At 50.3% G+C, this 19,389-nt stretch carries 16 protein-coding genes and 1 pseudogene; 6 read left to right on the forward strand and 11 right to left on the reverse strand.

The genetic code is table 11. The features are described 5' to 3' along the window. Positions 1-198 precede the first annotated feature (198 nt). From RSX24_RS11920 to RSX24_RS11945, 6 genes and pseudogenes are all read right to left on the reverse strand, one after another. The gene (locus tag RSX24_RS11920) at positions 199-1,959 is read right to left on the reverse strand and encodes a CotH kinase family protein (protein WP_343260710.1); all 1,761 of its coding nucleotides are present in this window, start codon (positions 1,957-1,959) and stop codon (positions 199-201) included. 168 nt (positions 1,960-2,127) lie between these two features. Next, positions 2,128-2,260 (reverse strand): annotated as a pseudogene (locus tag RSX24_RS11925) (YdeI/OmpD-associated family protein); the annotation flags it as partial. Between the two features lie 26 nt (positions 2,261-2,286). Further along, positions 2,287-2,793 (reverse strand): DinB family protein, encoded by a 507-nt coding sequence (locus tag RSX24_RS11930; RefSeq protein ID WP_343260711.1) that lies wholly within the window; start codon positions 2,791-2,793, stop codon positions 2,287-2,289. Between the two features lie 83 nt (positions 2,794-2,876). Then, entirely contained in the window at positions 2,877-3,794 is a 918-nt protein-coding gene (locus RSX24_RS11935) for a helix-turn-helix transcriptional regulator (RefSeq protein WP_236414341.1), read from the reverse strand. Between the two features lie 82 nt (positions 3,795-3,876). Beyond that, on the reverse strand, positions 3,877-4,305 hold the full coding sequence (locus RSX24_RS11940) for a DUF1801 domain-containing protein (RefSeq protein ID WP_343260712.1): 429 nt from the start codon (positions 4,303-4,305) through the stop codon (positions 3,877-3,879). Positions 4,306-4,556: 251 nt separating this feature from the next. Then, positions 4,557-5,300 carry an SDR family NAD(P)-dependent oxidoreductase gene (locus tag RSX24_RS11945; protein ID WP_343260713.1) on the reverse strand — a complete coding sequence of 248 codons (744 nt, stop codon included), beginning with the start codon at positions 5,298-5,300 and terminating at the stop codon, positions 4,557-4,559. 389 nt (positions 5,301-5,689) lie between these two features. On the opposite strand from RSX24_RS11945, the gene metE reads away from it, so the two are divergent. Together metE and RSX24_RS11955 are read left to right on the forward strand one after the other, a co-directional pair. Continuing rightward, positions 5,690-7,987, forward strand: coding sequence for a 5-methyltetrahydropteroyltriglutamate--homocysteine S-methyltransferase (gene metE, locus RSX24_RS11950; protein WP_343260714.1), 2,298 nt, complete (start codon positions 5,690-5,692; stop codon positions 7,985-7,987). A gap of 492 nt (positions 7,988-8,479) precedes the next feature. Continuing rightward, positions 8,480-9,259, forward strand: a complete 780-nt coding sequence (locus tag RSX24_RS11955) for a DUF817 domain-containing protein (protein ID WP_343260715.1) — start codon at positions 8,480-8,482, stop codon at positions 9,257-9,259. Positions 9,260-9,411: 152 nt separating this feature from the next. Here the strand turns inward: RSX24_RS11955 and RSX24_RS11960 are convergent, their stop codons facing one another. Continuing rightward, entirely contained in the window at positions 9,412-9,801 is a 390-nt protein-coding gene (locus tag RSX24_RS11960; protein WP_236413836.1) for a winged helix-turn-helix transcriptional regulator, read from the reverse strand. Between the two features lie 203 nt (positions 9,802-10,004). Here RSX24_RS11960 and RSX24_RS11965 point away from each other — a divergent pair, with 203 nt between their 5' ends. After that, positions 10,005-11,246 (forward strand): MFS transporter, encoded by a 1,242-nt coding sequence (locus RSX24_RS11965; protein WP_339278071.1) that lies wholly within the window; start codon positions 10,005-10,007, stop codon positions 11,244-11,246. Further along, on the forward strand, positions 11,243-12,085 hold the full coding sequence (locus tag RSX24_RS11970; protein ID WP_343260716.1) for an aldo/keto reductase: 843 nt from the start codon (positions 11,243-11,245) through the stop codon (positions 12,083-12,085). The genes RSX24_RS11965 and RSX24_RS11970 overlap by 4 nt, the downstream gene beginning before the upstream one ends. A gap of 222 nt (positions 12,086-12,307) precedes the next feature. On the opposite strand, the gene RSX24_RS11975 is transcribed toward RSX24_RS11970, so the two are convergent. The 4 genes from RSX24_RS11975 to RSX24_RS11990 form a co-directional block, all read right to left on the reverse strand. Next, a complete protein-coding gene (locus RSX24_RS11975) occupies positions 12,308-13,813 on the reverse strand; it encodes an S-layer homology domain-containing protein (RefSeq protein WP_343260717.1) in 1,506 nt (501 codons plus the stop codon). A 120-nt stretch (positions 13,814-13,933) separates the two neighbouring features. After that, positions 13,934-14,632 (reverse strand): response regulator transcription factor, encoded by a 699-nt coding sequence (locus RSX24_RS11980; protein ID WP_236413832.1) that lies wholly within the window; start codon positions 14,630-14,632, stop codon positions 13,934-13,936. Then, positions 14,604-16,106, reverse strand: a complete 1,503-nt coding sequence (locus RSX24_RS11985; protein ID WP_343260718.1) for a sensor histidine kinase — start codon at positions 16,104-16,106, stop codon at positions 14,604-14,606. The genes RSX24_RS11980 and RSX24_RS11985 overlap by 29 nt, the downstream gene beginning before the upstream one ends. A 102-nt stretch (positions 16,107-16,208) precedes the next feature. Beyond that, positions 16,209-17,108 (reverse strand): LysR family transcriptional regulator, encoded by a 900-nt coding sequence (locus RSX24_RS11990; RefSeq protein WP_343260719.1) that lies wholly within the window; start codon positions 17,106-17,108, stop codon positions 16,209-16,211. A 236-nt stretch (positions 17,109-17,344) separates the two neighbouring features. On the opposite strand from RSX24_RS11990, the gene RSX24_RS11995 reads away from it, so the two are divergent. After that, the gene (locus tag RSX24_RS11995) at positions 17,345-17,938 is read left to right on the forward strand and encodes an ankyrin repeat domain-containing protein (protein WP_343260720.1); all 594 of its coding nucleotides are present in this window, start codon (positions 17,345-17,347) and stop codon (positions 17,936-17,938) included. Between the two features lie 76 nt (positions 17,939-18,014). Then, entirely contained in the window at positions 18,015-19,343 is a 1,329-nt protein-coding gene (locus RSX24_RS12000) for a uracil/xanthine transporter (RefSeq protein ID WP_343260721.1), read from the forward strand. Positions 19,344-19,389 lie beyond the last annotated feature (46 nt).

Below are 19,389 nucleotides of genomic sequence, written 5' to 3' on the forward strand. Positions count from 1 at the left end.
CTTCGCTTCTCCAGATTGGTTCTGCCTCTCCGTTAACGTGTGTATGTTTTTTGCGGTTTATATATTTCAATTTATATAAACGCAACAAAGAGGTCTGTGCCTTTCGGCATGGACCTCTTTGACATTTCGTATTGCAACATACTCTGTTTCATTTAGCATCGTACTGCACATGGATTGCGTGAATATGTTTTCGCTAAATTATTTAGATTCCTTGCCAGTGCTGCTGTTGTTACTGTTACTGGTACTGGTACTCGTGCTGGTGTCGGTGGATTGTTCAGTTTGATCCTTACGCTGGCCGCCGCCAAATCCTCGTCCTCCACCTCCCATGCCATCACTCAATTTGGACAAGTCGATGGATGAAGCGTTAATCAGGGAGTTCGAATTCGCTTGCTGCTCCTGAGTCGTGGCAGGGATATCTCCGTCCAGTTGGCCTTGGATGCTTTGCGCACGCAATGTGCCCAGTTTGGACAATTCCGCTACAGCTTCTTCGTATTTGTCATACGTTACGAACGCCGTAGAATCTGCCTTCACGGATTCTGCGATCAGGTCGTTCAAACTTTGTACTTTCTCCTCAAATTTCCCATCTGCGAAGTAGCCGTCCATGATTTGTTGCAAGTATTCATGATACTTCTCCTTATACTCCGGCACCTCTAACAGTTTGCTCAGGATCGGCCGTTCTTCCATGCTGACGCCGGACACCGGCGTGTCGATCGGCTGATTGACGACATCGGACGCGCTGCCCGACTGGAAGCCACCGAACGCCATATTGTAATCCCATGGCAGCATGCTGATTTTACCGTCATTTTCATACAAATAATAGTTATGTCCCATACTGGACGTATAGCTGTCCATATTTACGACGACCGTATGCGCCGCAAAATATTTCAGTACGGCATCCACATCCACGTACTTCTCCAGATCCGTGCCTGTGCTCAAGTTTTTGAGCGCTTCAATAACGCGCTGTTCATCCTCTACCGTTGTCTTCGTCTTGGCATTGTCGAAGATCGCAGAATAACTGGAGATTTCATCATCGGTGTATTCCAGCGAAACGCCGTTGCCTCCGCCGTTCATGCCGCCTCCGCGGCCACGGTTTCCCCCCATGCCACCTTGCGGCCAACCATTCTCGCCATATCCGCTTTGCTTCCCATACATATCCGGAAATTCAGCACCATCGGGCGGTTCCATACCAGCCGCCCGTGCTTGATCCGTCTGTTGATCGCCGTCAGACGTTGTTTCGTTTGGAGTTGGCGGGTTACCTCCTGGTTGACCCATGCCGCCTCCGCCCATATCATTATCATCATTGTCCGGCTTGTATATTTCGCCTTCATCATTTTTGGCACGAGCCTTATATGATCCATCGATGTCTTCGACTGCCAGATACAGTCCCCAAGTGTTCCCGTTAACGCTAATGTTGGCGAACGAGAACAATGGTGCATCCACGCCGATATAACTCATGATGTCGTAGCTCAAATATTCTTTCATATAGCTGCTGTCCGAAATCATATTGTTAACGACAAGTTTGTCAAGCCCTTCCCACGTTTGATCCTCAACGAATTCGTCGAACTTAATTTTAAAACTGTAACGGTCCGTCGTATCGTCTGACGCCACTTGTCTAAGGCTGGAGTTACCCTTTGGACGGATACCGACATTTTTGATCGTTGTTCCGTTAATCGTGATGTCTGCAGAAATGTACTCTTCATTCGTGGCATTGTCGAGCATTTGCTGCCATGCATCTTCATCTGCGTCGATGGAGATGGACATGATCTTTGTTTTATCGATCTCCTCCGCATATGAAGCTGTTTGCGCAGTTCCGTCAGATGTACTTTGATTATCTGTACTCGCTTCATTGGTTGTGCCAGTTTCGCTTGCAGTTCCTTGGCTGCCCGAACTGCATGCTGCCAACATGGATGAACATAATATCGCCACCCCGACCAACTTGGTCCATTTGTTTACTGTCATGATTCATCCACCTCTTTGCTTTTTAATCTGTTTATTGAAATTCATCTTAAAAAACTTTTCTTAAATGAATCTGAAACAGATGACAGCATAATTGTTCCAAAAGGCCAAAAAAGCCGCCATTGTGGCGACTTCCTGGGTTAATTTTCACGATCCGAGTAATATCAACTGCTAATAATCCAACAAACGACCCTGATCATTCCACTGACCATACATGATGTTTTCTCTCGTGTTCGCAATGAAATTGTCCAATCGGCTAGTGTATATTTTTTGGCTGGCTTTTATAGCTTTGGATCGTGTTGATTATCGCTCCCTTCGAGTTAAATGGATTCACGCCAAGCCTTGATACCAATACAAAGCATAGTCATTCATCGTTGAAGCATGACCCAACTGACGCAGCATTGTGGATATGTTCCCCCTATGGTAAGTCCCATGATTAACAAGGTGCAGCACCATTTCCGATAGACGCGTTTCGCGGATGCCTGCAAACGGATTATCGAGCAAAATGGTTTGTTCCAAATCGTTTTGGCCTTGGAGCCATTGCTTCAATCGTTCCGCCAACTCGGCAAAAGCCTGGGTATATTCTTCGATGGACGGCAAAATCTGAGCGTTTAGCGGCATACCTTCCTGGAGCGCCTCTTGCATGCCCATTCCTGACAATACCTTGTACCACATCGTATCCACCGCATAAATATGGCTGAGGGCATGGGCGATCGTGGGGTACGAGCTGTTCACTTCCTGATGCAGCACCGAGGATGGCAGCTCGCCAATTCTCCCTAAGATCGTTTGGTTCGCCCAAATATGGTAATGATACATTTCCGTTGCATGATTTGTCATTCGTAGCGTCTCCTTTGAATTAGCAATGATTTTGTTTACGTTTCTGAACATGATTATAAAAAAAGAAGTTTGACAACAGCGTGTCAGCCTTCTTCATAAAGTTGGAGCGTATTTTGAAGTTGTTTTTTTAAGATGCCCCGCAATTCATAGGGTTCAAGCACCTCTGCCCTGCTGCCGAATCCGAGCAGAATGAACCAAAGCCACTTCGCTTCCATCGGTTTATACACGGGAATTCGCATCGTCATGCTGCCGTCGGCATGAAATTGCTTGTGCATGTGATGAAATTGATCCAACGCTTCTGCCAAGGCATCGGGTCCGACGCGAATCACAACATCCTCCAACTCGCCTTGCCATGCTTGGTTCGATCCCCTTGTTTCTTCCGGCTGCTCCTCATGCGGTTGAAAAGTTTCTTGAGTCAGAACCAAGTTCATCAACCTGGATAACCGAAATTCCCGGCAGTCGTCCCGAGTCCGGCAAAATCCGTAAATGTACCAATTTCGATATTTATAATGAAGCCTCATCGGTTCCAATTCGCGAAGCGTACGTTCATTGTTGGCATTGATATAGTCAAAGCGAACGACGCTTCGATTCGTTATGGCTTTACGCAAAAGCTGAAGGGCTTCGGGTGCCGTCCTGCGGGTTTCCAAATCGACCGATACATTCGGCGTCCGATGTTCAGGCCCGATCGTTTGCAACCGTTCGATGGTTCCCTGCGCACGCTCGTCGTCAAACACGGTGGACAGACTTTGGAGCACGGTGATCAAGGTACTCACGTCATACGATCCGAGCAGGCTTTTATCCATTTTGTAGCCCTCCATCATGCCGTACCCGCCCTTGGTTCCCTGGTGCGATACAACCGGGAAACCGGCAGCGCAGATCACGTCAATATCCCGATAGATCGTTCTTTGCGAGACTTGAAACTCTTGGGCTAAAGTGGAAGCCGATATCACTTCATGATTGATCAACTTATAAATGATGGAGATCAATCGTTCCAACTTCATAGACATTCCCGCCTCATTCTTTTTTCATATAGTTAGATGTTAGTACATCACGGATGCTTTCCTGCTTTTACGTTATCTTGCCTCAAGCCGGGCCGGCGGGGTACCTTTCCTTCAAAAAACGGACCGACTGTTGGATTAAAGCTTCCAATATCCCGACGTTAATATCGTCCACCTTGTTAATGTAGACGCATGCTTTTCCTGTCGTATGTTTGCCGAAATCTTTCAAAAGATGTTCCCGCTGCGGGTCTCCTGTCGCAAAATACAAGCTGATTTTTGCTTTTCTTGGGGAGAATCCCACCAGCGGCGCATGGCCTTCATGGCCGGATTCATACTTGTAATGATACGCTCCGAATCCGATGATGCTCGTGCCCCACATCTTGGCTTCATCTCCCGTAGCCTTCGTGAATATATCCAGCAATCGATAGGCATCCTCCCGTTTTTTCGGGTTGTCCACGCTTTCGATGAATTCAACGACACTGCGATCGGTTTGTTTCGTCTTTTGTTTATACATGAATGGTCCCTCGCTTCTCATCATCGATAAGCAGGCGTCCTCCTGCACCATACAACATAGCACAGGAGCGCCTATACATCTAGGAGAGAATTATTCAAAGATCCAAAGCCCTTTTTATACCAATCAAGCATGCTATACTGACAGAACTTCCCATCAAGAATGGAGGCATTGCCAAAACAAACAAAAAAAGCAGCACAAACCATTTTCGGGTTTGTACCGCTTTTCGGCTTCAAATGCTATAGATCGGGTAGTTATTGGGCCAGATATCCGCCGTCCACTAACACGGTTGTTCCTGTAACAAAATCATTTTCAGCCAGGAATACGACGGCATGAGCAATCTCTTCCGGTCTGCCCAAGCGGCCCAGCGGATGTTTCGCGACCAAACCGTCGTAGAATTCTCCCAGTGCCTCTTTGTTGACCATGCCGCTCTCGACGAATCCGGGAGCTACGGCATTAACGCGGATGTTACGATCCGCATATTCCAGAGCAAGCGATTTGGTGATCTGGTTGACGGCACCTTTACTTGCTGCATAAGGCATGGACGTGGGTTCACCCACGGAACCAAGAATCGAAGACGTGCTGATGACAGAACCTCCGCCTGTTTTCAGCATTTCGCGGATGGCATATTTTGAACCGTAGAATACGCCGTCTTGGTTGATGGAAATGACACGTTTGTATTCTTCGTCCGTCAATTCATGCGAAGGTTTCTGCACGCCAACGCCGGCATTGTTAAAGATCACGTCCAATTTTCCGAATTGTTTAACTGTTTCTGCCACCAGGTTTTCGACTTGTTTCTCATCGGCTACATTCGTTTTGATAAAAACAACATCTTTATAGGTCTGTTTCAGTTCTTGTTCCACGCTTTTTCCGTGCTCCTCGTCGTAATCGGCGATCACGACTTTCGCGCCTTTGTCCAGAAAAGCTTTTACCGTTGCCAAACCTATACCGGAAGCCCCGCCCGTAATAATGGCAACCTTGTCTTTAAGATCCGTCATGTTGATTCCTCCAGTATAAACGATTTTGACGAAAATCAAGCTACTATACACAAAATAAACGCTTGGAATATGTAACCGTTCCGTCTTAGATTTGAAACATTGATCGTATCCCCATAACTTAATTACGAAAGGTTACTAATTAAATGAATAGTAACTTAATATCGTAATCACCCCTCTATTTCGATGACTATTATGCCCCACAACCATTCGTCCATTCGTGATGCCGATCTCCCGTACATTCCCGAAGCTTCTTCAGGTTCGCTCCATGCAGTCATCGTCATTTCCACTATAGCTTTTAGCTATAGCTAGATATAATTTTCTGGAATTACATGGTGCCGGGCATTCTATGATACCTTTTCTGTAACACATTTGTAGAGGGGTTATGAGCAATGACGAAGAGCAGTGTATTGGGATATCCGCGAATCGGCGCGGACCGTGAATGGAAAAAAGCATTGGAAGCCTTTTGGGCCGGAAAACTGGAAGAAACGGAATTTTTGCAGCGGCTGCAAGACATTCGTTTAGACCATTTGCGCAAACAACAGGCCAAAGGCGTCGATCTCATTCCCGTGAATGATTTCAGTTTCTACGATCACATATTGGATACAGCCGTCATGTTTGGCATCGTTCCGAAACGCTTTTCTTACGACGGCGGCGCCGTTCCGTTATCCGTCTATTACGGCATTGCCCGCGGTACGAAAGATGCGGCAGCCAGCGAAATGACAAAATGGTTCAACACCAACTATCACTATATCGTTCCCGAGCTGGACGGCGCCGAACCGGCGCTCACCGAGAACAGACCGCTGGTCGCTTACCGCGAAGCCAAAGCACAGCTGGGGATTGAAGGCAAACCCGTGATCGTTGGTCCGCTGACTTTCCTGAAATTGTCCAAAGGGTACGACAAATCCGAAACCGATGCTTGGCTCGATCGCCTCCTTCCACTCTATTCGCAGCTTCTTAAAGAGCTTGCGGACGAAGGCGTTCAGTGGGTTCAAATCGATGAACCGATTCTGGTCACTTCCTTGGATACAGCGGATATCAGCCGGCTCAACAAAATCTACAAGACATTTGCCACAGCGGCACCAGGCCTGAACATCATGCTGCAAACCTACTTTGAATCGGTGGAACATTATGACGACATCGTGGCATTGCCCGTACAAGGCATCGGTCTTGATTTCGTTCATGGACTTTCCGGCAATCTGAAGTCCATCCAAACGTCCGGTTTCCCGGCAGACAAGGTGCTCGGTGCAGGCGTCATCGATGGGCGTGGAATCTGGAAGGCTTCCCTTCAGGACAAGCTGCTGTTGCTGGAGTCTTTGGCCAAAATCGTGCCGTCGGAACGCATCATCGTGCAGTCCTCTTGCAGCCTGCTTCATGTGCCGGTTACTACGGAGCGAGAGACGAAGCTTCCGTCCGAGTTGAACAACGCGCTCGCTTTTGCCGATGAGAAGCTCCATGAAATCGTTCTGTTGACCAAAGCCCTGTCTTCCGGGAAAGCAGAGATCGAAACCGAATTGCATGATGCAGAGCAAGCCCTTCAGGCTCTTCAGCAATCGGCAGAGCGGAATCGGGCTGCCGTTCATCAGGCGGTGGCTGCATTGAGTAAGCAAGAGCCGAAGCGTTCCCTTCCTTTTGCGGAACGTTACGTCTTGCAGCAAGCCAAATGGCAGTTGCCTCTTTTCCCAACGACGACGATCGGCAGCTTCCCTCAATCCGCCGAAGTGCGGAAAGCACGCCAATCGTGGCGCAAACGCGAGCTCAGTGATGAACGATATGCCGACTTTATCCGGAAACAGATCGATGCTTGGATTGAAATTCAGGAAAATATCGGGCTGGATGTACTCGTACACGGGGAGTTCGAACGTACCGACATGGTTGAATTTTTTGGTGAAAAACTGGCTGGCTTTGCGTTTACGCAATTCGGCTGGGTCCAGTCGTATGGTTCCCGTTGCGTAAAACCGCCTGTAATCTATGGTGATGTCGCCTTTATCGGAGAAATGACCGTTGAAGAAACCAAATACGCCCAATCCCGAACCGATCGCCCGGTCAAAGGCATGCTGACCGGACCGATCACGATCATGAACTGGTCGTTCGTGCGCGACGATATCCCGCGTGAGCAGATCGCTTATCAACTGGCTTACGCGCTTAGACAAGAAGTCGAAGCTTTGGAACAGGCAGGCATTGGCATGATTCAGGTCGATGAACCCGCAGTTCGCGAAGGTTTGCCGCTTAAGGAAGCGGAGCAGGCGAATTACCTGGATTGGGCGGTCAAAGCATTCCGAATCACGACGTGCACCGTGCAGGAAACAACGCAAATCCATACGCATATGTGCTATTGCGAATTCCATGACATGATCGACTCGATCGAAGCGATGGATGCCGACGTCATCTCGATCGAAACGTCCCGCAGCCATGGCGAGCTGATTCACAGCTTTGAGCTGAACACATACAAACTGGGCATCGGTCTCGGGGTCTATGATATCCATAGTCCGCGCGTTCCGAACGTCGAGGAAATGAGCACCATGATCGACCGCGCCTTGCGGGTGCTCGATCCGAAGCTGTTCTGGATCAATCCGGATTGCGGCTTAAAAACCCGGGGACAGGAAGAAACGATCGCCTCCCTGCGCAACATGGTCGATGCCACTAAAATTGCCCGTGCCAAGTACGTTTCAACCACTGCTGCAAATTAAGACCATGATGAAGTACACGAACATGTAATCACCGTTTAATTCACATGCGCTGCTTTTATCGCGTATTCCTCAGAAGCTGGTCCCGCCTGCAACAGGCGTGTCCGGCTTTTTTTGTGTGCGTTATGCTAAAAGCAGTCGTTCGCTTTCCTTCCTTTTCGGCTAAAACAAGAAGATGCACATCCGTTTTTTTCTCTTTTTCTCTTAAATCACATATATTATGATGAATGGGCTATGTAAATAAACCGCAAAAAACATACACACGTTAAGAGGCAGAACCAGTCTGGAGAAGCGAAGCGGTCGCATTTATCACCGGATTTTCCCCTTAGAAAGGGGATTCAAAAAAATCTGGGGATAACAGCGATCGGAAGATGGTACTGCACTCGCAGTGGCCTTGTGTGATTGATTAACGCGGTTTCTATAGACATTAAAACGAATGAATGACGTCATGTCATCCATCGCATTAGGCGGTGCATCGGAAGGAGCACAACCATTTTGAAAGCTTTCATTCAACTTCTCCATTTTGGATACCATCAGGCGATGAGCTGTATTTTCCCGGTCGCCATCTTTGGAACGCTGGCCCTGACCAGCATCATCGAGATTCCTTTCCTGCATCGTTACGATGCGATCCTGCTCATATTGCTCGGCGTGCAGTATGTTATGTACCGCAGCGGACTGGAAACCCTCGACGAAATCAAAGTCATCTGCGTCTTTCACGTCATCGGCCTGGCACTTGAATTGTATAAAGTCTGGATGGGATCTTGGTCGTACCCTGAAGAAGCGTATACCAAACTGTTCGGAGTTCCGCTCTACAGCGGGTTCATGTACGCGAGCGTGGCGAGCTTCATGTGCCAGATCTGGCGCAGGCTGCGGATGGATATGACCGGATGGCCTGGAGGCACGTCTTCCTTCCTGCTTGGCGGAGCGATATACCTCAACTTTTTCACCCATCATTTCATCCCTGATTTTCGCTGGTGGTTGACGGCGTTGGTGTTTATCGTCTTCTGGAAAACTTGGATCATCTATAGAGTGCGTACCAAAACGTATCGCATGCCGTTAACGATCGCTTTTCTCATTGTCGGATTTTTCATTTGGGCAGCCGAGAACATCGCTACCTTTTTTAATGGCTGGAAGTATCCGGACCAGCACGAAACCTGGCATCTCGTCAGTTTCAGCAAGATCAGCTCCTGGTTTTTGCTGGTCATTATCAGCGTGATCATCGTTGCGCAGCTTAAATATGTGAAAGCTGCACGGGCAACCAAGGAACCGCGTTAAATGCAAAACAACTCCCATGCATACATCATGCTGTAGAGTATCCATGTTAGACGATTAACAACCTTCAAAAGCCCTGCCAATCCATGGATTGGCAGGGCTTTTGTCATTTTCCAGAGGGCTGCGAGACGGCTTAAGTTCATTCTGCGGGTTCGTTATTGCGGTTCATTCGCGGAGGATCGCAAATGTTCGTTCAGCGGATTTTGGTCGAGCACGTCGTAATGGCCGTACACATTACAGATGTGCTGTTCCCCCCATGCGCATAACGCATCGAGAATGCTTTGCAGGCTTTGCCCGTATTCGCTCAATTCATACTCCACCTTGGGAGGAATTTCATGGTGCACGATCCGTTTGATAATGCCGTCGGCTTCAAGCTCGCGCAGCTGCTGCGTCAGCATTTTTTGCGTGATGTCTGGCATGAGCCGCTTCAACTCGCTGGTTCTTCTCCGTCCATGGGTCAGATGGCACAGAATGACGCATTTCCATTTCCCCCCGATGACGTCCAGCGTTGCCTCTACCCCGATGTTATATTTTTTGTCCTTCATCTTCATCTCTCCATTGCGTAAGGTAGGCACCAAAAAGTACCTATCGTACTTTCAGGTTCCTATAGTACAAAAAAGTACGTACTTCCAACCTTTGAATTCATCCTCCATAATAGCATTTGTCGCCGAGGAGTGCCACGCTTTACGGATTAACAAATCAAGCTGGCATCTACTTTGCATCATAACCTATACAGGAGGGAACATTCATGTCTACGGACAATAAACGCAGCCTGCTTGCGCTGTTGGCTTTGGCCATTAGCGCCTTTGCCATCGGCACCACCGAGTTCATCAGCGTCGGGCTGCTGCCCCTGATCGCGGAGGACATGCATATTTCCGTCACAACGGCAGGGCTGACCGTTTCACTATATGCGCTGGGCGTCACGTTCGGAGCGCCCGTACTGACGTCCGTCACTTCGAAAATACCACGCAAAACGTTGCTGCTGTGGATTATGGTCGTATTCATCATCGGCAACGCGCTGGCGGCGTCGGCAACCAGCATCGGCATGCTGCTGGCCGCACGCGTCGTGTCCGCGTTCTCCCACGGCGTGTTTATGTCGATCGGGTCGACGATCGCCGCGGACGTCGTGCCTGAGCATCGACGGGCGAGCGCCATTTCGATCATGTTTACCGGCCTTACCGTGGCTACGGTAACCGGAGTGCCGATCGGTACCTTTATCGGGCAGCAATTTGGATGGCGCGTCGCATTCATCATTATCGTCGCCATCGGTGCAGCAGCATTTGTCGCAAACGCCCTGCTCGTTCCGTCCGATCTGCGCAAAGGCGCGAAGGCTTCTTTCCGGGATCAGTACAAGCTGATCACGAACGGACGCTTGTTGTTGATGTTCATGATTACCGCTTTGGGATACGGCGGCACCTTCGTGGTGTACACGTACCTGTCGCCAATGCTTCAAACCATTACGGGATTTGGAGAAAGCACCGTTGCCATCATTCTTCTCGTCTACGGCGTTGCGATCGCCATCGGCAACATGGCTGGCGGCAAACTGGCTAACCGGAATACGCTGCGCGCATTATTTTTCATGTTCATCATTCAGGCCATCGTCCTGTTTGCCATGTACTTCACAGCACCGTATAAGGTTGCCGGTCTCATAACTTTAATTCTCATGGGATTGTTCGCTTTCATGAACGTTCCCGGCTTGCAGTCGCATGTCGTCGTGCTTGCAGAGCGTTATGTTCCATCAGCGGTGGATGTCGCGTCCGCGATCAACATCGCGGCATTTAATGCAGGCATCGCCATCGGCTCGTATCTCGGCGGCGTGATCACCGATTCGATCGGCTTGATCCACACCGCCTGGATCGGAGCGCTGATGGTCGCAGGCGCGGTTATTCTTACAGGCTGGAGCCGGCTGCTTGAAAAACGCGACGCCCGAGCCGATAAACCGCAACAAACACAATACCAACAAAACCATTCATTGGAGGCACAATCATGATAAAAAATCTGCAAGATACAGTCACGCTGCATAATGGAGTCAACATGCCAGGCCTGGGCCTCGGCGTATTCAAGGTGGAAGAAGGACAGGAACTCGTTCATGCGGTTCAATATGCGATTGGGCAAGGTTATCGGAGCATCGATACCGCTGCTATTTATGGCAATGAATCAGGAGTCGGCGAAGGCATTCGCCAAGGTATGAAAAATGCCGGAATAAGCCGTGACGAATTGTTCATCACTTCGAAAGTATGGAATGCCGATCTTGGATATGAGTCCACCCTTGCTGCTTATGAAACAAGTCTTCAAAAGTTGGGATTGGATTACCTGGATCTGTACCTCATTCATTGGCCTGTTGCCGGAAAATATAAAGAGGCCTGGAGAGCATTGGAGACGATCTATGCATCCGGCAAAGTGAAAGCGATCGGTGTCAGCAACTTCCAGGTTCATCATCTGCAGGATTTGATGAAGGACGCCAAAGTTGTGCCCATGGTCAATCAGGTGGAATACCATCCTCGTCTCACCCAGCAGGAAGTCGGCGACTTCTGCCGCGAGCACGGCATTCAATTGGAGGCGTGGTCACCGTTGATGCAAGGACAATTGCTTGACCATCCGCTGCTCCGGGAAATCGCGGACAAGCACAACAAGGAAGTGGCCCAAGTCATCATCCGTTGGGATCTGCAAAATGGCGTGGTGACGATTCCGAAATCCACCAAAGAGCAGCGGATCGTTTCCAACGCCGATGTGTTCGACTTTGAACTGTCCGCCGATGAAATGAAGCAAATTACGGCGATGAACGAAAATCTGCGCGTTGGACCCGACCCGGACAATTTCGATTTTTAAGCCTTGTCATTGCACCGATAAACATTGGTGATTTCAAAAAAACGGCCTTCTCCACATTAGGAGAAGGCCGTTTTTCGTTCTAATGGAATTTAAAGTTTGAAGCTAAATCTACTCTTTGGCGCCTGTCTGGATCAAAATGGCTTCTATTTCCTTAAATCCGTTGTTCCTGCGTGAGTGAGCGGCGATACGCCGCCTTGGTCCGGAATGTTCACGTCCGCTCTCTTACTCAAACGTCGTCGTTACCGAAGAACCGGCCGCCCATTCGCCGACAGGTGCCACCGTGTACGTTGTGCCAGTTACCAGCTTGCCGTCGCCAGACAGGTCAAATACGCCTGTCGCGCCTTTGCGGCTCGAATATTTGTATGTCGCCGTCAATACGTCTCCTTCCGGCGATGTCAGCGTGACGCTGCGGCCGGAGAACAGTTCATCGCCAGGATCTTGGGCCAGCGTGACTTCCACGGACGTTTCACTCAAGGCCTGCGCGCTTTCAATCTGGAGCGGTTCGAACGTTGACGCCACGAACGAAGGATTGGCAATGTTTGCCCAATCGGAAGTCACCGTATATTTCACGCCAGGTTGCAGCACCTGCCCTTCCGGCATGCGGAATTTCGGCTTTTGTTTGCCATCCGTCGATTGGGTGAACGGAACGTATTTCGCAACAATCGGCTCGCCGCCTTCCGGTGTGATCACCACTTCTCTTGCTTGCATGGAAGAGATGATCTGATACGTTTTTCCTGCTGCTTCTTCGCTGTCGTCCAGCACGAATGCGTTCGCGCCACGTCCGCCGCTGTATGCGGAAATGACGTACCCGTAGTCGACGACGCCATTCGCTTGCAGAGCTTCAAGCTCAAATGTATCGTTCGTGATCTGGGTTGCTGTCGTCATATTCAGTTTGGTGCCGCTGCCCGTGAATGTGCCTGCAGTTGTCCCTTTGTATGTAAGACGATAGAATTCGCCCTCGTTCTGAACGGACGTCGGAACGATATAGGTTGCGATCGACCCTGTTTTCAAACGAGGCATGTTGGTTAATTTCAACCCTCCGCTGATCGCCAAATCCGTTTGTGCTTTGGCAAAAACTTCATCCGCTGCTGTCAATGGTCTGTCGAACGTAACGATCAGCGTAATGGCGTTCAGCGATCGAACGCTGGTCACCTGTGCTTCTTCGGAAGGAATGGCCAAACGGGCCGTTTGCAGCAAGACCGCCGTTTCTCCCCGCGTTACTGGGCTGCTCTCCACGTAAAATGCGTTCATCCAGTGCTGAACGGATTTGATGTCCCGCTGCAGCACCGAGGAAACGGCTTCAGCGAGCTCCGCATCCGTTATGGTGGCTTGCGGATTGAACTGACCGTTGTCGGCTTTCATGATGCCGAGTTCAACAAGCTTCGATGTGTATGGCGCATACCATGCATTGGCATTGACGTCGGACAATTGCACGCCTTCACCCGACTTGTTTTCCAGTCCAAACCCTTTATATAACAATGTGGCGAGTTCGGCACGGTTGATTTCCCGCTGTTCTCCCATCGAGCCGTCTGCATATCCGTTCATGATGCCGAGATCGTTCAATTCCTTAATGGCGGCTTCAATCTGCGAGGCCAACTGCAATCCTGTCGCCGAGACGTTCACGGTGCTTGGAGCTGCGTATGCCTGATGATAAGAGGTCGGAAGTGCTGTCGTTCCTAATGCGGCTATGGTTAACAATGCGGCGAATTTTTTGGCTGTGAGTTTCATGCTGAATTTCCTCCTCTAATGGGTTGTTATTGCCTGTATTCCTAGCATAGAGGATAGAAAGAAACTCCCAAGGGCAAAAAGATTAACAAAAAATAAACTTTGGCGAATTTTTATCGAAACTCAGACCGTAAACCGGTACCCTGCTCCCCATACCGTTTCGATATACTCCGGATTCGACGGATCAGCCTCAAGCTTTCCGCGAAGCTTGCGAATGTGCACAGTCACCGTGGCGATATCCCCACTGGAATCCATGCCCCAAATGCGTTCGAACAATTCGGTTTTTCCAAATACCCTGTTAGGATGGCTGGCCAGGAAGACTAACAGATCGAACTCCTTCGTAGTGATCGCGATTTCTTCGCCATTCGCAAACACGCGGCGGGATGCCTTGTCGATGTGCAGTCCGCGAACATGAATTTCATCCTGCTCCGCGGGTTTGCTTTTGCCGAGCAGCCGCTCGTATCTCATCAAATGGGCTTTGGCTCTGGCAACCAATTCGCTTGGACTGAACGGTTTCGTGATAAAATCGTCGACGCCCAGATTGAACGTCCGGATTTTGTCGATCTCTTCCTTTTTGGCGGACACGACGAGAATGGGCACTTCCTTCACCTCGCGAATGCGCCTGCACAACTCGAAACCATCCAATCCCGGCAGCATCAGGTCAACAATGATCAGGTTATAGTCTTCCTCCAGCCCCAGCTTCAGCCCTTCGTTTCCGGTATGGCAAAGATCGACAGCGAATCCGTGAAGCTCAAAATAATCCCGCTCCAATTGCGCAATCGTCGTTTCGTCCTCAATGATCAATATGTTGGCTTTCTCCATGCCGTACCTCCTCTTCCGTCAGCCGTTTCAATTGGATGAAAATCGTCGTCCCTGCCCCCTTCTCGCTCTCTGCCCAGATCAAGCCGCCATGGCCGTCGATGATTTGACGGGCGATGGCAAGCCCTAGTCCGCTCCCTCCCGTTGCGGAATTGCGGGATGGCTCCGCACGGTAGAAACGCTCGAAAATATGGGGCAAGGCCTCTTCCGGTATGCCTTTTCCGTTATCCATGAACGCCATCGTGATCCATTCGCTGTCCGCATCCAGCGTAATGCCGAATCGCCTCTGTCCGTCGGTTTCCATATATTTCAGCGCATTGTCCACGATGTTGACCACCGTACGCTGCAGCTTGTCCAAATCCACTGATGCCATGACTGGCCCGGCCGCATGGTTGAACCAACCGAAGACGACGCCTTTGCCTTCCATGTCGTATCTTAATTCCTCGATGCTGTCTTCCAAAAAATCGACGATGTCCACCGTTTTGAACAGAAACGGTTCTTGATTCAAGTCGAGCTTGGAGTACAAGAAGAGCTCATCGACCAGCTTGTCCATGCTAACGGCTTTGGCGTGAATGATGTTGACGTAGCTTTCCATTTTCTCAGGGGTGTTGGCCACGCCGTCGCGAATGCCTTCGATGTATCCTTTAATGTTGGTGATCGGCGTACGCAAATCATGCGAAATGTTGGAAATGAGCTCCTTTCGGTTCTGTTCGTCCAGTTTCCGGAGCTCGTTCGAACGCTGCAATTGGTTGCGCATGCTCTCGAAAGCTTCGCTCAATTGTCCGACCTCGTCATTGGAATTGCGCTTGAGTTGGAACGCGAGGTTGCCCTCCTTGATTCGCTCTGCAGAGTCTTTCAGTTGATTCAACGGCTTAATGAAACTTCGAGTGATCCAGCGGTAAAGCAGCAGGTTCGTAACGATCAGCACGCCGATCAGCAAAAGCGACATAACCGGAAGCAGTTTACGCGTAAGTTCGGCAACCGGGCTTCTCTCCCGAATGACGAACACGCTCCCCCGCTCACCGTCCGAAAATGTGAAATCGAATTTGGCGTAAGCATAGAATCGTTCGCTGATGTTAAACGTGCTGCGGATTTGGTTGTTGTTCAGATCATAGGGAGGCAGCGCCCTCCCCAGTTCCGGTTGATTGAACGTCAGCGATTCGAAAATCTGATGACTCTCGCGCCTGACGAACAGCCCTGATTTCTCGACTCGCAGCTTCATGTCGTACTCGCGCAGCAAAACGACGTCCTGAAGGTCGTCCGGGCTGTTTTTGGCTGTATATTTCAATTCCTGGAAGATGGCTTCTCCTTGATCGGTTAGCGGGTTGACTTGGTAATGTACTTTATAAATATCGCGGAAGCTTTGCAGATCCCCCGTCGCTGCAATGGTATAGAGACTTGCCGTAAACAAGACAAACAACAGGCTTATGACCACCATCCCCGTAAAGGACAACAGCATTTTGATTCGAATCGACATGGGTTCACCTTCTTCATGTTGCTATGAATGCGTTAGTGCACATGTTAACACAAGTTTGATCCGGTTGCCCATATGCAACATGCCGATGCAACAATGCCGGTTTCAACGCTCGCGGGATGACCTGTCCGATATCGAATCGATCAGCAGCATGGCCGCTTTGCTCAAATAATGGCGTTTCAGCCAGACTACGGCCGAACCGGATACCGCCTTTGCATCATCGATGCGATACGTTCGCAGGCGATGATCCATATATCTCGCCAGTGACGTCTTGGGCAATATGGACGCCCCGAATCCGGAGGAAACGAGTTCCAGCAGCATGCCGATATCGGAGCATTCTCCGATAATGTCCGGCGTTAGCCCTTTGGAGCGGAATTGCTCCAGCAACAGATTGTATAGTCCGAGACCTTCCGTACTGGGGAGCAGCAGCGGATAACCCGCGATCGTTTCGTAGGATACGGCCTGAGCAAGGTTTGCTACGGATGCCGGTCCGTTCTCCCCGACAACGAATTGAAGAGGCTCTTCCCCGAGCAGCGCGTAGTCCAGTCCTTCCATATCGACGGGCATGCGGACGATGGCCATGTCGAGCATCTTTTCCCGGATCAACCGGATGAGCGTATTCGTTTCGTTCTGCTGGATCTTGAACGTCACTTTGGGATATTGCTCTCGAAAACGGCTTAGTGCACCCGGCAGCCCCGGATCGGACAACGTATTGACTCCAATGGACAATTTCCCCCGAATATCCGTGCCGGATTCGCGCACCTCTTCTTTGGCTTCCTCCATCAGGCGGGTAATCGTCAGTGCATGCTCGTACAACGTTTTCCCGGAAGCCGTCATCTCCAAATGACGCCCGTTCCGGTGAAACAGCCGTACGCCCAGCTCGCTTTCCATCAGCTTCAGCTGTTGACTGAGCGGGGGCTGGGACATATGAAGCCTGCGCGCTGCCGAAGTCACCTGCTTTTCCTCGGCAAGGGCGATGAAATAACGCAACTGTTTGATATCCATGAGTTCCTCCATACTCGGTAAATGCGTACATGAATGGTTGACGGCGTGATCAAACATACTTTTTTCATATACTTTCGCTACGAATTTAATATTTTTCATATAGATAAATCCCATGATAACATAAAAACGTTACCTATTCATGGAGGGATAATGTGAGTTATTTAACCCAAGGCCTCTTGGCTGCGATAGTTATCATTCTGGCAGGTTGTACGGTTAACACGAAAGGAGATCAAGTTATGCAAAAAGAATGGTTCGCGGCTGCCGAACAGGGCAACACCGCAAAGATCCTCGCCCTGCTTCAGGCCGGCGCCGACATTAACGCTACCGACGAACGCGGACGGACCGCAGCATTGGCTGCCACCCATGGCAACCATCCGGACACGCTAAAAGCGCTGATCGATGCGGGGGCCGACATCAACCAGCGCGATCATCGCTCCGATAACCCGCTGCTGTACTCAGGTGCAGAAGGCTTGCTGGATATCGTCAAACTGACCGTGGAGGCGGGAGCAGACACGACGCTTACGAACCGGTTCGGCGGGACCGCACTCATTCCGGCCGCCGACCGCGGACATGTGGACATCGTGCAGTACTTGCTTGAGCACTCCGACGTCAACATCGATCATATCAACAATCTGGGTTGGACCGCTCTGCTGGAAGCCGTTATTTTGGGTCATGGCGGCACCAAACACACCCGGATCGTGCAGCTGTTGACCGAGCACGGGGCCGATGTAAATCTGCCCGACAACGAAGGAGTAACGCCGTTGGCACATGCGGAAAAACGCGGATATATCGAAATGATCGCGATTCTGAAAGCGGCGGGCGGCCGCTAATACGCTTAATCAAATATGTTTATAGAAGCCGTATTGATTAGTCGGTTTGTATAGTACAGAAAGATGGGAATGAATTATGGAATTTGCACAGTCTAAACATGCCATCAGCACCCTTCTAGCAGGTGTGCAGTGGCTTTTCTTTTTGTTTACCAACACGGTGCTTGTGCCGCTGTCGATCGGCCATGCGCTTGGGCTGAACGCTCCGGATCTTGCTGCTTCGATGCAGCGTTCGTTTATTTTGACCGGCATATTATGCATCGTGCAAGCTCTCTGGGGACATCGTTTGGCACTTATGGATGGACCTGCCGGGGTTTGGTGGGGGCTTGTTTTGGGCATCATCGCTTCCGCCCCGACCATGGGCATGGATGCGGCCACCGTTGCGGCGAATTTGACAGGCGGGTTTATTTTGTCCAGCGTCCTGGCGATGGCATTGACGTTATTCGGCTTCTTGAAGCTGCTGCAGCGCATATTTACACCCATCGTTATGGGTGTTTATCTGCTCCTGCTGACCTTCCAACTGGCGAATACGTTTTTTAAAGGCCTGATCGGCTTCAACGAAGAGGGCAAATGGGATTTAAAGCTTGCGGGACTGTCGCTTTTTGTCATGGTGGTTGTATCGCTGATCCACATGAAAGGAAAGGGCAAAATCGGCCAATTTTCGCTGCTTGGCGGCTTGGTTATCGGTTGGATCGCTTATGCGGCCTTGTTCGGCCAGCATGACGGGACGGCATCGGCGAACACGGGCAGCATCGCTATATGGAACTGGATGCCTTGGGGCAAGCCTTCCTTCGAACCGGGAATTTTGCTCGTCGGCCTCGTCGCCGGCCTCGTTAACATGACCAACACCTTAACGAGCCTCACGGCAGCAGGCAAACTGTATCAGCAAAACATTGAAAACAAGCGATTTGTGCGCTCGTTATTGTTCACCAAATCGTTTTCGGTGATCGGTGCATGCTTTGGCTTGATACCGTTCGGCACGTTTGCCTCCTCCATCGGCTTTCTGGAAAATACGAAAGTGCTGCGCCGCGCCGCATTTGTGCTGGGGGCAGCCTTACTCGTGCTGGTGGGGATCGTTCCCGCCCTTAGCCACTGGCTAGCCACACTTCCGATGTCGGTGGGCAGCGCGGTGCTGTTCATTGCGTATCTGCAAATGTTCGGTACGGCAATCCGCTCATTCACGCTGACTTCGTTCAACGACAAAACGATCTATCGCGTGGCCCTTCCGGTATTGACCGGGATCGGCATCATGAACATTCCTGCCTCCGCATTTGCGGATTTTCCGCCGCTGTGGTCGCCGATTTTTTCGAACGGGCTCATCGTCGGAGTCATTGTAGCCATTGTGATGGAGGTTGCCATACGATGGGAAACCTTCGAATCCAAACCGGCAAAACAGGCCAACCATTAAATACTGGCTGGCCTGTTCAAACGAAAAGCCGCCAATGGCGGCTTTT

The organism is Paenibacillus hubeiensis (assembly GCF_032334105.1).
GTDB lineage: Bacteria > Bacillota > Bacilli > Paenibacillales > Paenibacillaceae > Paenibacillus > Paenibacillus hubeiensis.